Below are 15,565 nucleotides of genomic sequence, written 5' to 3'. Positions count from 1 at the left end.
ATTATTCTCCTTCATATCTTATTTTTATGTGTCTTTTTACTATTTTTCCATTGACTTCTACCTCTCCAATTAAATCCAATGTAGGTTCATAATTACTTAAATGACTAGAAGTATTCCTCGCTGTTAATGTTACTGGTTTCTCGTTTACTATCGTTTTTCCTATTAAAATTTTTTTATCTTGATTACTTTTATTCAGTATTTCTTTTGGATTCATTTTAAAAAAGTCTTTTTCTGTTTGTGTATATGAACCCTTTTTGTGGAAATCACCCCAAGATCCTTTTTCTCCAAGTTCAGCATCGAAAAATTCAATAATTGAATCTTTTTCTAAATTTTTTAATTGTGTATTTTTAATTTCTGTATTCTGAGCAATATTATTTCTACTAATACAATCATCCAAATTATGGTTCAACAATCCTTCCCCACCTACATAATAATTCCTAGTCTCTTCCACACTAAAATTATAAACTTTCTGTTCTTTTTGGTACTTTATTATTTCTGTTTCTAGTATTTCTACTTCTTTTCCCTCAAAATCTGTTAATTTCATATTAGTATTTAAAAATCCTGCTAATATGTATTGTCCGTTTACATAAAATGGATGTTCTGGGGTTGTAAATATTATGTCTTTTTTTGTTTTTATTTTTACTAATAAATCAGTTGTATGTAGATATACTGCTTGCACACTTTTTAAAATATTTTCCTTTTTTATTTCATCATAGCCATATATTTTATCACCTACTTTTATTTCCTCAATTTTTTTAATTCCATTTTCTGTTAAAATAAAGGTTCCTTCCGCAAAACATCTTGTACCTTTACAGTATAAATCACAATTCATACTTTCTTCATATCTTGCTCTTGCATTCTTATACCTTGTTTCTATATCCAGTTCTGATGTTTTTCCATTTGACATTTTTCTTTTAGATTTATTTCCTGACATAACACGGTAGCTTTTCATCGCTCCATATGCTGCTAAAAATCCTACATAAGTTTCATACATACTTTTTATATTTTTTCCATCAATATATTCATCATCGTAGTTAAAACCCCTTATATACTGTTGTTTTATTGTATACTGCTGCATAGCATGTTCCGTACTCATATAGCTACCTACGATACTGTTTTTAAATTTTATTCCATTTTTTTCATATTCTTTAATTGTACTCTGATTTTCCCTTTTATTTAAAAAATTTCCAAAATCATCAACTACTAGAGTTACACTTCCATCTTTATTTTTTTTATAATCTACAATTTTAACATTTAAATCATCAAACCACTTATCACTTTTTTTGTTAAATTCTTTTATGTTTTTTGTCCATTCTATATTATTATGTGATTCTTGCTTTTTTTTAACTCTTTTTTCAGCCTCATTAGCCCAATCTTTCTTTGTTTTTTCAATAATTTCTTTACTTATTCCCCTTTTTTCACGATAATTACTAGAATCTGTATATATAACCCCTCTTACTGGAAAATTTTTATCTTTTGTTTCTCTTACCCGATATTCATTTCCTAATAATTCTACTTTTTGTATTGCTTTCCTTTCTGTAAAAAAGATTCCATTTTTATTAAATTCATTTACATCGGTTTGTAAATTTTTATTCAACTCAATCTTGTTAAAATCATTTTGCATTTGTCCCCTTGTTGTAATATCTAATGTTGGAAATTTCCCATTTGTAAATTTAAAATCTTCTACATTTATTGATTGATTATACTTTTTGGATAAATATTCACTCAACTTTTTTTTGATTTCTTCTTTAGTTCCTCCTTGCGAAGCTATTTTCATTAGTTCCTCAGAATCTTTTGCTATTGTTTCTGACGTTAAAAACTGACCTGAATGTATTACTCTTATAATTCCACCTTTTTGACATCGTGCAAAGGAATTTTTGGATAAACATTGATTTGCTCCACAAAACTTATCTTCTATATAATTTTCCCAATCGCCTTCAACAATTACTTCACATTTTGCATTATCATTATATATACAACTTTGAAACGGAGGTATATTTTCGAATGTTTCTTTGTCTTTTTTAGTTGCAACTAACTTATTTTTTATTTCATAATCATTTTGACTGGTTACTTGTAAATTAGTTTTTTCTCCAGGACAGCCATCACAAATTAACTCAGCCCCATCAACTACATATTCTATTTCAGAAATATCTGCTAAATCTAATTTTTTAGCTACATTCTCACTTAATATTAATACTTTATTTAAAAATAATCCGTTCATAATAAACCTCTTTTAGTTTAACTTTTTATTTCTCTGCCATTTACATACCTAGTTCTCATAATTTCCCTGCCAGCTTCATCAAAATATATCTCCTCTCCATTTTTTTCACTATCCCTAAGAAAACACTTATATAAAAGTATACCACTTTTTGAATATTTTTTATAATTTCCATAAAACATATTATTTCTTGTAGGACATTCACATTTTAATTCTCCACTTTCATAAAATTTTTTCCAAATACCATTCTGCTTATTTAAAACATATGAAGTTTCAACGTCTAAATTTCCATTCTTATAATACGACTTCCATGTACCTTCCATTTTGTCGTATCTCATTTCTCCAACTTCCATTAGTTCTCCGCTTTCATAAAATCCTTTATAATTTCCAGTCAATTCCCCAAATTTATATGTTTCAATTTTTTCAACATTCCCATTTTCATAAAAATATCTCCATTCTCCCGATTTTAATCCTTTTTCAATTTGTCCCGTCACTTTAACTTTATCACTATTATTAAATCGAATTTCTATTTTCCCTGTGTAATATTTTTCATTATTTAAAATATAATAATTTTTACCATTCATTATTTTTTTTGACAATTCTACTTTTTCATAATTTTTCATTACCTATTATTCTCCAATCCAATTTACTATTAATGTACTTTTACCTTCCCTCCTTTTATATCTGTTGTTCCTGCTCCAGCTCCTATTGAAACTTGTCCTCCTGTTGCTGACAATTTTGCACCTCCTTTAATATCAACACTACTATTTCCGTTAACATTGATATTATTCGGATCTATTGTTACTTTAGAACTTCCAACAACTGAATTTACAGATTTTGAACCGATAACATTTACGTTCGATGTTGTTGAGATAACCCCTACGTTACTTCTTCCTGCTACATTAATCGTTCCTGAAGATTCCATACTTATAACATTACCAGTACTCATAGTAAATTTTTCACTGTCTAAAGTAAAATCATACATCGGTTTCCCATTATTCGCTCCACCTTGACTATTCCCCAAAGTAAAATTCCTTTTATCAGGATTTGTAAACCTTCCATTCCCATCATTATTAACCGCACCCAGCACTATTGCATGTGTTTCATTCCCGTTTGGAAAATAAAGTGCCACTCTATCATTTACTTCTGGTGCTGGTGTAAATCCTGTATTTGTCTGGCTATATGGAGTTACATAAGGAAAATAACTCTTTCCAGCATATTTATCCTCAAAAGACTGCCCATTTTCTCCCAATTTTAGCAATCCTTCCGTTAAATTTAATGTCATTACAGCTATATCACTCGCTTTAACTCTTTCTTTTACATTTTCACTCTGATTTTCAGCTTTTTCTATATATTTATTAAGTGGTTTTGCTCCAATCGTTTTCCCCTCAAGATTATCTGAACTTCCTTCGCTTCTTCCGTGATTGCTTTTGCTTTCGTCTGTTCTTGCAATATGGACTGTTCTCGCTTCTATTACTGCTCCTTTTATCTTTTCATGCGGTATCGGATCTACAAAATAATCTGTCTGTTTTCCAAGTGTGTATTCGCATTTTAAGGTATTTCCTTCGTTGTATATTCTGCTTTCTATAACGTAATAATCGTTTTCAGTTTCTTCTCCGCCTGCCCTGTTTCTAGTTTTCAATTTTATCGGTGTTGAAACGGCATATACTTCTGTTCCTGTTATTTTATACATTGTTCTTTTATTTTTCTTGCTTTTTCCATATTGGGAATATGTTGTATTCGGTGTCTGCACAGCCTGATTTTTCAAAAATCCAACTAGGACTTTATCATAATAAGGAATTATTGGTTGTCCTGTATATGAAGCCAGCCTTTTTAGATATTCCCAGTCTGTTTCGTTATACTGGATTGTCATTCTTGGGACTTCTTTCATATCTTCCCCTACACTTATTATTTTTTCTCCATTTGCCCCATAATTTTTGTTAATTTCTTCAGCTATTGCTGAATAAGTTAGTGAAGGATCCTGAAATGAACGGTATCTTGGTATCCTGTCAAGAATAATACTTTTAGAAATACAGGTAATTTCCACTACCAAAGAGCCTGTCTTAATTTCAGAAAGTTTAATATCGTCAATTATTCCATTTAAAAATATTTTATCATTTGAAGTTCCGTTTTCATTTGAAATATTGCTTCTTCCAGAAATAATTATTTTAATATCCTCATCCTTGTCTATTGCGGCATCATAAATATTTATCTGCTGTAAAGAGGCGATATACTTTATTTTTCCAACAGTATGCTCCCCAATTCTTGAATCTATTTTTAAAGTCATATCCCTCCACAATATTTGCTGTCCGTCAATTTCTATTTTTATTCTTTCTGCCGAAAAAAATTCCACTGGTTTCTGATTTTGCAAGATACTGTTCATTTCATATCACTCCTTTTTTATTCTTAATTATTACTTATTCTCAAAAAATTTAAGAAAACTTTACTATAATTTCATATTCTGGAAAGAAAAAGTTTATTACAGAACAGAAATAGTCTATCTTATCCTGTTTAAAAGTCATATTTTCAGGAAAATCTATCGTAATAACAAGCTTATCCTTTGAAAATGTTTTTACGATTTCCCTTGATATTTCATCAACTATATATCCATATTTATTTTCAAAATAATCAAATTCTTTTAAATATCCATTTACTTCGACTCTTTTTAATTTTATTTCTCCTAAATATTCATAAGCATTTGCCAATCTATATATCTCCAGTTCACTTCTAATCCTATTTTTATATTTTTGTCTAATTCGGTTAAGCATATTTTTATTCATTTCATTTGATATTAATTCAAATTTCTGTTCATTGTACCTATTTTCACTACGAATATTTTTCACCGTTAAAGTTGACCAGTTTTCTATATTTTTTAGTTTTGAATTTATTTCCACTATTCCATTTGCTTTGAAAATTATATCTGTTATTACTCCTTTATTGTCCCTTGTATTTATAAAAGTTTGCCCTTCTTGCAGTATCGTTGTCTGATGTACATACATTCCCTCATCTTCCCTCAGCAGGTAAGTATTTGTCGTTATGTTATTTTCAAATACATTCCACATAAGGACATAATCCCTAAAATACTCATTTTCTATTTCAGGAAACTCATAATTTATCTCCCCAAGATTTATATTTTTCAATATCTTTTCATCAAGTTCTTTATTATCTTCCAATTTTAAGATTACATTGTAAAATTTCGTATTATATGGCATTATAAATGGCTTCCAACGAATTTTATTTGTTTCATACATTTCATAAAGTTCTTTTTCTTTTTTTACATATTTATCTGTATTTTTTAACCTTACCTTAAATTTATATTCCTCATTATTTATTTTTACTGTCGCAGAATATAGTTTATTTTCTATATTTTTCAAATTCTTATTGTCTGATGTTATTAAAATTTCTTCTAATATATACTCGTCTTTTCCCACATTTTCAAGTTCCAGAGAAACTGGACTCATTTCATCGTTATACTCCGCTATTTCATCTTTATGAATAGGAATCGTGTATACCGGATATTCCTTTTTGTTGTCAAAATACTTTTCCACAACTTTTTCCACATCACTCATATCCAAATTTATCTTTTCCATAAAATAATTATAAAATTCGTTTATTTCTTCCCTTAAATAAACCCTGTCCTTTTCATCCACAAGTTTTACCAATGATTTTTCCAGCAATTCTTCTATCTTTTCCATAATTTTCAATTAGAACTCAGTAAATATGCAGTCGCAATCTACTAGATATTCTTCCAAAACTCCTTTCATAAAGCTAATTATATCTGAACTGTATTTTGATTTTATATATTTCAATCTCAAATACAATCTTTTCCTTTTATTCTTCAACAAAAATTCATCTCTATTCTTAATCTGTAAATCATATGTTTCAATAATTCTGCTATTTTTATCAGCAAATCCCTCTATACTGTAATCATCAAATACTTCATATTGCTGTAATACATTATTCATTTCCGCTATGCTTCTTAATATTAAAACCATTTCAGTATTTTGATTATTTTGACTATTATATTTTTTTATATTTCCATACAGTCTAACTTTTTTTGCAAAGTTAAAATCAATATTTTTTATAAAATAAAGTTTTAATCTTTCATACTTTATATTGCTTGTTACTATCTTTATAAACTCCCCATCTCTGTATAAAAATTCAAAATTTCTTGTACTTTTCTCCACAAGCACATTCTCATCTCTTTCTTCCAATATATGTTCATAATAAATCTGTTCCTCCGATGGACGCACCAATATTTCAGGGTACTCAGTTTCTTCATTTATATTCCAGCACAATATTTTTTCTATCATACTTTTCCTTATTTCTTCAGGAAAATTCACTTTTATAGTTACTTTATCAAAATTCTCTATGTTATTTATACTCTCTGAAAAATCTTCTACTATTAGCGAAAATGCCTTATATGCAAAAGGACAATAAATATTTTCCCATTTTATATTATTTCTCTGTATAACTTCAGACATTTCTTTCAATTTTTTTATATACTTCTCCTCTTTAACTAACCTAAACCCAACCTTATATTTATTTCCAAATTCATCTGTTGCTTCCCCATCTATTTTTTCCTCATCAATTTTCTTCAACTTTTCATAAGGCATATCAAGAAATATAGTCTTATACACCCTTTCTTCTTCAGTATTCTCGTCGAACAGTATTTTTGAAACCTTCTTATTTAAATCACTCAAAAATATTGGAGAAATCTCCCTTTCAAAAAGCCTCACTTCCTCCCTGTCCAGCAACACAGTCCCAATTGTATAATCCACAACTTCCCCATTTAGTGAATCAGCAACTCTTTCAATGAGTGAACTCACTCTTTCATGCTGCTCCTGTAGTAATTCAAAACTTGCATGATTTATTGCCACCTTCTCTTCATCTGACATATTTTCTAATATCCGTGACTTCAGTAAATTCTCTAAACTTTTTTTATCCATTTTCTCTTCCTCTCGCTTCATTCTTAACAATTTATTTTTTAGACTTCTTTCATTTTTATTTTATTATTGATTTTTTATTTTTCTTCTTTAGGCAATCCCATTATTTCCCTGAACTTCTTCAACGCTTCCTCCAACTCATCTGTTTCCTCTGTATCAGAGTCTTTTATCCTTCCAACAAAACTGCTTACTGGAAATATATTTTTTTTAGTTTGTCGCAATGTATTATACAATCTATGAATCAAATAACTTTTATATTTTAAATACTATTAAAACTGTACTATTTCCAGAACTGCCACCATTTTTTCCCAGCCTTTGAAGTTGCTTTTTTCAATTTCTTTTCTACTCTTTTTTGAATTTCATTTGATTCATTAGTTAATTTCATATTATCTGCTGCCAGCTGATATTTTTTCTGGCTTTCTTGCCAATTTTTCTTCTTGTATTCATCGTCTCCCTGCTCTTCATATAAATATCCTTCTGTTCTAGTAATTTTTTGCCCTAAATATTCTATTTTGTTAGTCTGATCATCAAAATCTCCTGCTGATTTTAATTCTTCAAAGATTTTTTTAGATTCATTGTATTTTGCTATACTTTCTGTATATCTTTTTAAGGTAAACATCTGATCGGCCTGCATTTCTAAATTCGTAGCATTTTCTATACTTTGTGCAATTTTCTCTCTTCTTTGTTTTTCAAGTTCAATTTCCCGTTGTCTAGCCGCAATCTCTGCTTCTTTTGCCGCTATCGCCTGTTGTTCCTTAATTTTTTGTTGTTTTAATTCCTCTGCATTTCTTGTTTCTAATTCTTTCATCTCAGTTTCTTTTTGTTTTAATTCAGCGTCTTTCTTACTTTCAAACTTAATAAATTCCTGAGCTTGTGAAATAAATTTATTTACATTATTTACATTATTGCTATCTCCCAACCCTTGATAAATATTCTTAGCTTTTGTAAGCAATGTTATTGCTTCAGCGGGATTATTTGCAGTTATTTGATTTAAACCTTCTTGAACCATATTATTTGCTGTTTGAAGGCTTGACATCTGTCTTGCATTCAATTCATTTATCTTATTGTCTATTTCCTGTGCCTTAGCAGTATCTCCTAGACTTTGATACATTTGTCTTGCCTGATAATACGACTGTCTCGATTTATTCGTATCTGTTGGGGATAATAAGTCAGCCTGGTTTTCAGTCAGCATTGCCCCACTGTATTCAGTTTTTGCCTTGTCATCTATTTCAGCTATTTTTCTTTCAATGTTTGCAACATAGTCTGCACGTCCATTTACTAAATAAAGTTCTGAAGCAGTTTTATAATTTTCTTTTGCCAAATTATAGTTCCCAGCTGAAAAAGCTTGATTCCCAGCTGTTTCAATTGCCAAAGCCTCTTTTAACTTACTGGATGAATCTATTCTTGCATTTAACGTTGTTAGAACTTCATCTGTATTAAGTTCATCCTTTTTGTAAGTATTTTCTTCCAAAACATATTTTGCCTCTTGATATTTTCTTGATGCTTCGTCATAATTTCCTGAATTAAATAACTGATTTGCCTCATTTATGTCCTGAAACGCCTTTTGCAATTTTGAAGTCTGAGATATCTTAGTGTTTACAGCACTTATTCTTTTTTCAGCGTCAGCTCTTTTACCATTAGCTCCCGTAAAAAATCCTATTATTCCTCTGGATTTCGGTTTCAATTTTTCAAGTTCCGCTTTTTCCAGCTTAAAACTTTCTATCGCATTATTAAAATCTTTTTTGACAATATCATCATTTGCCTGTTCTTCGTATACTGCCGCTCTTTTTATAATATTATTTCTTTTACTTATATTCCAAAACGTCAAGGACAATATTATTACTAGAACTGCCAAAGATATTAATCCAACTTTTATCCAAAATTTCTTCTTATCCTTTTCAACGGGTTCAGACGGTGCTACTTTTTCCACATTTACTAGTGCAAAAGTATAGTTTTCCACACTTTCTCTTGTTGTTGCCATAACTTTATGTTCCAATGATCTTAATAAGCTATCTTTGTTTGGGTATCTTGAAATTTCAACTTCCATTTCCCTTTCATCAATATTTTCCCAAAATCCTATTGTTGTTAAGCATAGCATGTCATTTTCCTGAAGTGTTACAGGATTTTTTATAATATTTGGTTTTATCTTTCCAAAATCTCCTATTGCTTGAAGCAAATCATTTCTTTGTCTATGATACTTCATATCACTCATATCAAGTGCATTTTCATCTACAAGAAGCTGAGCTATTGTGTCATCTCTGCTTTGAGAAACCACATAACCTCCTCTCAAATGATAAAGCCTTGTATTTCCAACATTTCCATATAAGAATGAATTATAATTGCTTATTACAACTAAAAGGGAAGTGTGCATTAATGAATATTTTTCAGTTTCCTCCTGTTTTTCCTTCACTTTTAAGTTTGCATATTCCATTATTTCCTTAATTACTTCTGGATTAAAGCGTGGACGTAACATAAAATATTCTATTGCAGAACTTACTGCCAATTTTGCAGCCACATCAGCCCCAGCTTCCTCATCATATCCATCAGCCGCCACCCATATCGCATAATTATCCAGCTGGGTATATCCAAAATAATCATTATTTTTCCCCTTAGTCCCAGCTTCACTAAAAAATCTCGTTTCAAACTTTGCTTCTTCTTTTCTCATTAAGCTCTCCTACTAATATTATCTAAAAAAACAATATCAAAATTTCTCTGTATACAATAATTAATTTAAACTAATTTATTAAATACTCAGGTATACCCTTGAATTTCAATATTGTTCTTTATTACAAATCTATCTTATCTACATATATTTTTATTCTTCTTTTGCTTTCTCTTTTTCCCAATCAAAATTATCACCACATAATCCAATGAAAACAAATTTACTTTCACCTATTTCTAAAGTGTTAAAACTTCTTAATTCTCTAGTATTATAAACTGCATCATTTCCTACATAAATTAATCCATTTGAATCTCCTGGCGTAATGAAAAATTTCCTGTTCTTAGGATTATAACTTATCGAACAATGATTTTTTCTTGATATATTCATATCTCCTTCAATCCTAATATTCATACCTTCTCCACGTCCCAAAAAGTTTCTTTCTGACACTATCCTAAAGTCTTTTCCTTTTTCAGCTCCTGCAATACAAACTAACCATCCTACTACCGGATCTACTTTACTATCTTTTGCCCAGTATGCTGTAGTTCTGTCATCATCATCTAGTTCCTCAACTAAATTAACTTTTTTCTCCTTAATTTCAGGTTTCAATCCTTCCGATTTACAATACGGACAATTCTCCCCATATCTTGATACATCATACATGTGTCCATTTTTACATCTGTCTAAATTCATTTTTATCCTCCTAATATTTTTATATTTCTTTTAATTTAATTTCTTGAATATTATTAAATGTTCCCTTTATTCCGCCTACTATTCGCAAATTAGCCTGACTTATTCTGCCTGTTTTTAAATTTAATTCTATTATTCCACTACCCTCTAAAAATAAATTTTCTCTTTGATATTCTATTCCTAAAGTTTCAAATACTTCCATAGCCTTTATCTCAGGAACATTATATTCATCTAAACTTACATTTATTTCAATAAAATTACTATTTTGATTACTTTTAGCTTGTTTGTATTCTAAAATAATTGGCATATTAAAATCTAATATAAAATTTTCTTTTAATTTTTTTACTACTGCATTTTCCCTTAAATAATAACCTCCAAAAAATACATCGTATATTAAGGGCTGTGTTACAAATTCCAATAATCTACTGTACTCTTCAATTTTTAGAGTAATCTCATTTTTCATATTTGCTAGTAATTCAGATTCACTAACTACTTTTTCTGGAAACAACTTTTCTCTATTATCTTCCCATTTTTTCAAAATATGTTCTTTATTTGATACTTTTAATGCTTCTCCGTATTTATCTGTATGTATTTCTATTTCCTCAGTTAAAAAATATAGACTTAATGCTAATTTTTGAAGAGGTTTTAACTCATTTACTGCTACCCTTGTATCTATAATATCGATAAATATATTATACTCCATATCAGGCAATTCTTTAACACTTTGTTCAATTATATTTTTTATCTGCATCTTTTCTTCATCATCATATATTTTTATTTTTGAAGTTGATAAAATTTCATATTTTTTTTTATCAAAATTTCTTATTTTTCCTATCATATTCCCTCCATTCCTTAAAAATTTTCTTCACTTATTAATTCATCTTCATGAAACTTTTGCTTTAATATTAAATTTCCTAGTTCATCATAATATTCTGTAAATCCTTCCAGTTTATCATTTATATATCTTTCTATTACATCAATAGTTTTTCCATCATCATTATAAATTATAAAATCTCCATTCATTTTTCCATTTATATAATCTATTTTTTGATATTTTAAATCATTATCATAATCTGTGTAAATTATTTTTTCACCATCCAATTTCCCAGATTTATAATTTTCTATCTGAAACACTTTGCCTGTATTAAAATATGTTACACGCTCTCCTTCCAGTTTATTATTCCTATAAATTTCCTCCAGTTTTTTCTGACCATTTTCAAAATAATAATATGTTTTCCCCTCTTTTTTACCATTTTCCCATCTGGATTCATATTCTATATTCCCGTTTTTATAGTATCCAAATATTTCTCCATTTAATTCATTATTATAATAATTTTCTTCAATTTCTAATTTCCCATCTTCATAATATGATAACCATTTTCCTTCTTTTTTTCCATCTACAAAATTTCCTGTTATTTTTATATTACCATTTTTATAATAGAGAAAGTAATCTCCTACAGTCTTATCTTGTACCCTTTTATATTTTGCCTGTAATTCTCCAGTTTCATAATATGAAACAACTTCTCCATCTTCCATACCATCTTTAAAATTTGTAAGTAAGGAAATTGCATTATTTTCATATCTTAAAATATATTCCCCTTCTCTTTTATCCTCTTTATAACTACCTTCTGATTCAACAACTCCGTTTTCATAATACCAGTACCAATATCCTGTTTTTTTATTATCTAAAAATTGTCCTTTCAATATTAATTTTCCATCTTTAGAATATTCTTCCGCTCGTCCATTCAGCTTCCCTTTTTTATATTCATTAAACCCTCTTAATTCGCCATTTTCAAAATAATAAGCCCATTTGCCTTCTCTAAGTCCATCAATTATCGTACCTCGTATTGACAATTCATTTCCAGGCCCATAAGTTTCTATTTCTCCTGTAAACCTTTCACCATCTTTTGTTATAACCTCAACATCATCTATAATATCAATATTAAAATAGTCATAAAACTTATCATTTTCATCTAATCTTACTGTATTCATACTTAACTCCTAATCCTCCAAAGACTGCTCACCATAAAAATAACTCTCCTCTATTTCCTTTTCCCTTCTTTCTATTTCCTCCTCATCTATTTCTATCATATCTAGAAACTCATCATAGCTATCTGCCAAATGTATAAATCTTCTATTCCCTATTTCATCATGCGCGTAATATGTTATTTTGGGCTCTTTTAAAGTTGTGTTCAATTTTCCTCTGTAATCTAGACAGATATAATCTCCATTTCCACATAATTTTATTGGTATCAACTTCTTGGGATAAGGTTTATGTTCCTCTAAAAATATTTCATATGTTTCTTTCACATTCTTAAAATCTATATACATTCCTGTTTCTATAACGAATTTAGAAACTCTTTTATTAAATTTTGAAGGATAAAATTTTACTTCTTCTTTTCTAGCAGTATTCAATAATTCTTGATATTTTTCTGGAAACTTTATCTCATTTTCTTTTTGAAATTCATCTATCTCCTCTTGACTTATTAATTCTTTAAATATCCAAAATACAGTAGGTTTATTTATTTTTTTATCTATTATATACAAATACATCAGTATATCTTTTAAACTATTTCCAATCCTTTCTCCCATTACACTTTCTGAAAAAATTTCTGTTTTATAAATATCTCCTGTTGTTATCTTTTGTTCAAAAAATATACTAAATATTTCTGGATTTTCTTTGTTCATTGTAAAATCATAACAAATATATCCATTTTTTTCATATTTTATTTCTCTATTTTCAAGTTTTTCTGTTTTTAAAAGTTTATGAAAATACATTATTTCTATAAGTTTTTTATTTTTAAAATACCTTTCCGATATTTTTCTAAAATATTTGTTATTAAATAATATCATATCATCTTCATTTGAAAAGTTTAATACTTCTATATCAAAAATTTCATTATTAATTTTAAAAATAATGTTTTCTGAATTAGCATTGTTATATGCTTTAACATATTTTTTATCCTTTTCCGGAAATTTAAAATTTAATACTTCTTCAGCTTCTTTTATATCCTCATTACTTAATTTAAATATCCATTTTAATACCATTTTGTCTAAATTTTCTAATAGTTTTTCCATAACTTTCCTTTCTTTTAATTTTATTTTTTAAAAAAATTCCCTAAAAATTTCATCATAGAACCTGCACCCATATGCTTAGCTCGTTTATGTGCAGATTGTTCTACTAAAACTAATGATTTTTTTCCTAAATCATGATGCCAAGTATACACTATCCCATTTTCTGCAACTATTGTTGTATTGACCCGTTTAGCATTTTTTCCTAGTTTATCAATCAATTCTCCTGATTTTGTTCTCTTTAATTTTTTTAATAACATATCACTTGCTTCAGAAAAATGTTTATCATAATTATTTGTTAATTTATTGAACTTTATTGCACTGTCCTTTATTGCATTTTTTCCAAATCCTACTTTAAAGTACTCTACCTCGACTTTTATTCCATCAACTTCTACTTCCTCAATTGCTTTTTTGAATATTGCTCCCTTATGCTCTATCCATCCTTTAAATTTAGGATTTTTTTTCAATTTCTTTCTTAATTTATTTTCTACTTTTCTTGAATTCGGATACCCTTTCAATTTTACTTTTATATGTTTTTTCCCTAACTTTTTTGCTTCTTCTATAGCATTTTCTACTTGTTTGGCAATTGCAGGACAGTTTCCATTATGAACCAGTATATCTTCTTCTGTTATCAGATAGTTATGGTTATCCTCCACTTCCAAGTCATACATTATTTTCGGACTGGCATTTTCTAATAGTTCCTTTTCCTTCAGTTTTATTATTCCATACTTTTCTGAATAGAAACTTTCGCCTATCTCCAGTTCCTCAGCTTTTTTCCACTTGCCTTCAGTTGTCATAAAATTATGGCTTAGTGTGCTTTCTAGCTCTATTCCTTTTTCAAACCTTAATTTTACTGTTTCACCTCTTTCGTACACACGTTTCAGTTCCAGAACCTCTTTCAGTTCCTGCTCTCCTGTCAGTATGTTATACGAATATACCTTTTCTCCCCTCTTTACATCCTCTATTTTCCTGTATCCATTTTCTGTCTTGACTAATGTTTCTCCTGAAAAACACCCTACAAATCCAAATATGCTTTTTAGATTACACAACTGTTTCGTTAATTCTCCCCAGGTACTTTTCCCTTTCCTTATTATTTTCTGCCCAGCCTTCAATATATTATCTGCCAGTTCTCTTACTCCCTTATGAGCCACAAATTCAATAAGGTTTTTTCCGTTCCTTATCAGTCCCTTTCCTGCATTTTTCAACATTTTTCCTGTTGCTTTTACGCCATCTTTTATATCTAATGCCATTTGAGCTGGTTTTAAACTTTTTTTTACTGATTTTAAACCATCCGCTATTCCTTCAGCTCCTCTGCTTACGGCTTTTACCGCTCCACCAACTACTGGTATAAGTCCAATTGCTGAAAGACCCATTCCTAGCCAGTCACCTTTCCCAGCACAAGCTATAAAATCTCTTATATCCATTGCAAAATCTAATCCTGTAAACCCTAATGCTACTTCTGCAATTGTTCCCACTATTGTTACATCATCAGTAAATTCTCCTAATACAACCTGCTTCAAACTCTTTCCAAGATAATCTCCTGCCTTTTCAAGATTACTCTTGTTTTCAACAGTATTTGCTTTTGCTTCGCCATTACTTGTTACATGTCCATCTTCGAGTTTATTTTGCTGATGATCATAAAAGTTTATTTCTTCTGACGGTGAATACGGACATTTAAAGCAACTTTTCCCATTTAATGCATTGCTTTTCTTTATCCTTACATCAGGTGTAACTTTTTCCCAGTTTATCCTCTGTCCATTTGCTAGCTGACATTTTCCATGCAGTTTACATTTTCCAAAATTAGGAATGTTCTTACCTATTACGTTATCATCCTTTGTAAGTGGTACAATTCCCTGCATATAAACATTATTTGCATGGGTTGCTGTTACTGGCTGAAGAAATTCCCCTTGCTTACATCCACAGTAGGATTCTGAGGCGACGTATGCATCTTCAAATTTTGTTTCCTTTGACATTTTACCT

At 29.2% G+C, this 15,565-nt stretch carries 12 protein-coding genes; all 12 read right to left on the bottom strand.

Annotated features, from left to right (window positions below):
• Position 1 precedes the first annotated feature (1 nt).
• The gene (locus BQ5344_RS05285) at positions 2–2,221 is read right to left on the bottom strand and encodes a polymorphic toxin-type HINT domain-containing protein (RefSeq protein WP_021768959.1); all 2,220 of its coding nucleotides are present in this window, start codon (positions 2,219–2,221) and stop codon (positions 2–4) included.
• 17 nt (positions 2,222–2,238) lie between these two features.
• Positions 2,239–2,841, bottom strand: a complete 603-nt coding sequence (locus BQ5344_RS05280) for a toxin-antitoxin system YwqK family antitoxin (RefSeq protein WP_021768960.1) — start codon at positions 2,839–2,841, stop codon at positions 2,239–2,241.
• Positions 2,842–2,870: 29 nt separating this feature from the next.
• Positions 2,871–4,601, bottom strand: coding sequence for a phage baseplate assembly protein V (locus BQ5344_RS05275; protein ID WP_071124454.1), 1,731 nt, complete (start codon positions 4,599–4,601; stop codon positions 2,871–2,873).
• A gap of 49 nt (positions 4,602–4,650) precedes the next feature.
• Entirely contained in the window at positions 4,651–5,913 is a 1,263-nt protein-coding gene (locus BQ5344_RS05270; protein ID WP_071124453.1) for a hypothetical protein, read from the bottom strand.
• A 9-nt stretch (positions 5,914–5,922) separates the two neighbouring features.
• Complete coding sequence (locus BQ5344_RS05265; protein ID WP_071124452.1) at positions 5,923–7,167, bottom strand: hypothetical protein; 1,245 nt, start codon at positions 7,165–7,167, stop codon at positions 5,923–5,925.
• Positions 7,168–7,241: 74 nt separating this feature from the next.
• Positions 7,242–7,409, bottom strand: coding sequence for a hypothetical protein (locus tag BQ5344_RS12155; RefSeq protein WP_158663002.1), 168 nt, complete (start codon positions 7,407–7,409; stop codon positions 7,242–7,244).
• Between the two features lie 35 nt (positions 7,410–7,444).
• Positions 7,445–9,829, bottom strand: coding sequence for a protein phosphatase 2C domain-containing protein (locus BQ5344_RS05260; protein WP_071124451.1), 2,385 nt, complete (start codon positions 9,827–9,829; stop codon positions 7,445–7,447).
• Between the two features lie 150 nt (positions 9,830–9,979).
• Complete coding sequence (locus tag BQ5344_RS05255; RefSeq protein WP_071124450.1) at positions 9,980–10,516, bottom strand: FHA domain-containing protein; 537 nt, start codon at positions 10,514–10,516, stop codon at positions 9,980–9,982.
• Positions 10,517–10,535: 19 nt separating this feature from the next.
• Positions 10,536–11,351, bottom strand: a complete 816-nt coding sequence (locus BQ5344_RS05250) for a hypothetical protein (RefSeq protein ID WP_071124449.1) — start codon at positions 11,349–11,351, stop codon at positions 10,536–10,538.
• A gap of 14 nt (positions 11,352–11,365) precedes the next feature.
• Positions 11,366–12,505 carry a toxin-antitoxin system YwqK family antitoxin gene (locus BQ5344_RS05245; protein ID WP_071124448.1) on the bottom strand — a complete coding sequence of 380 codons (1,140 nt, stop codon included), beginning with the start codon at positions 12,503–12,505 and terminating at the stop codon, positions 11,366–11,368.
• A 9-nt stretch (positions 12,506–12,514) separates the two neighbouring features.
• Positions 12,515–13,591 carry an SMI1/KNR4 family protein gene (locus tag BQ5344_RS05240; RefSeq protein WP_071124447.1) on the bottom strand — a complete coding sequence of 359 codons (1,077 nt, stop codon included), beginning with the start codon at positions 13,589–13,591 and terminating at the stop codon, positions 12,515–12,517.
• A gap of 20 nt (positions 13,592–13,611) precedes the next feature.
• Complete coding sequence (locus tag BQ5344_RS05235; protein WP_071124446.1) at positions 13,612–15,558, bottom strand: polymorphic toxin-type HINT domain-containing protein; 1,947 nt, start codon at positions 15,556–15,558, stop codon at positions 13,612–13,614.
• Between the last annotated feature and the right edge of the window lie 7 nt (positions 15,559–15,565).

It is taken from the genome of Leptotrichia massiliensis (genome assembly GCF_900104625.1).
GTDB lineage: Bacteria > Fusobacteriota > Fusobacteriia > Fusobacteriales > Leptotrichiaceae > Leptotrichia > Leptotrichia massiliensis.
The sequence above is the reverse complement of the archived record's forward strand: the minus strand, read 5'-3'. Positions and strand labels throughout refer to the sequence as shown.

What these genes read in the sequence shown, in the direction of transcription:
- BQ5344_RS05285 (WP_021768959.1), bottom strand. Translation starts at nt 2,221, where the DNA reads ATGAACGGATTATTTTTAAATAAAGTATTAATATTAAGTGAGAATGTA.
- BQ5344_RS05280 (WP_021768960.1), bottom strand. Translation starts at nt 2,841, where the DNA reads ATGAAAAATTATGAAAAAGTAGAATTGTCAAAAAAAATAATGAATGGT.
- BQ5344_RS05275 (WP_071124454.1), bottom strand. Translation starts at nt 4,601, where the DNA reads ATGAACAGTATCTTGCAAAATCAGAAACCAGTGGAATTTTTTTCGGCA.
- BQ5344_RS05270 (WP_071124453.1), bottom strand. Translation starts at nt 5,913, where the DNA reads ATGGAAAAGATAGAAGAATTGCTGGAAAAATCATTGGTAAAACTTGTG.
- BQ5344_RS05265 (WP_071124452.1), bottom strand. Translation starts at nt 7,167, where the DNA reads ATGGATAAAAAAAGTTTAGAGAATTTACTGAAGTCACGGATATTAGAA.
- BQ5344_RS05260 (WP_071124451.1), bottom strand. Translation starts at nt 9,829, where the DNA reads ATGAGAAAAGAAGAAGCAAAGTTTGAAACGAGATTTTTTAGTGAAGCT.
- BQ5344_RS05255 (WP_071124450.1), bottom strand. Translation starts at nt 10,516, where the DNA reads ATGAATTTAGACAGATGTAAAAATGGACACATGTATGATGTATCAAGA.
- BQ5344_RS05250 (WP_071124449.1), bottom strand. Translation starts at nt 11,351, where the DNA reads ATGATAGGAAAAATAAGAAATTTTGATAAAAAAAAATATGAAATTTTA.
- BQ5344_RS05245 (WP_071124448.1), bottom strand. Translation starts at nt 12,505, where the DNA reads ATGAATACAGTAAGATTAGATGAAAATGATAAGTTTTATGACTATTTT.
- BQ5344_RS05240 (WP_071124447.1), bottom strand. Translation starts at nt 13,591, where the DNA reads ATGGAAAAACTATTAGAAAATTTAGACAAAATGGTATTAAAATGGATA.
- BQ5344_RS05235 (WP_071124446.1), bottom strand. Translation starts at nt 15,558, where the DNA reads ATGTCAAAGGAAACAAAATTTGAAGATGCATACGTCGCCTCAGAATCC.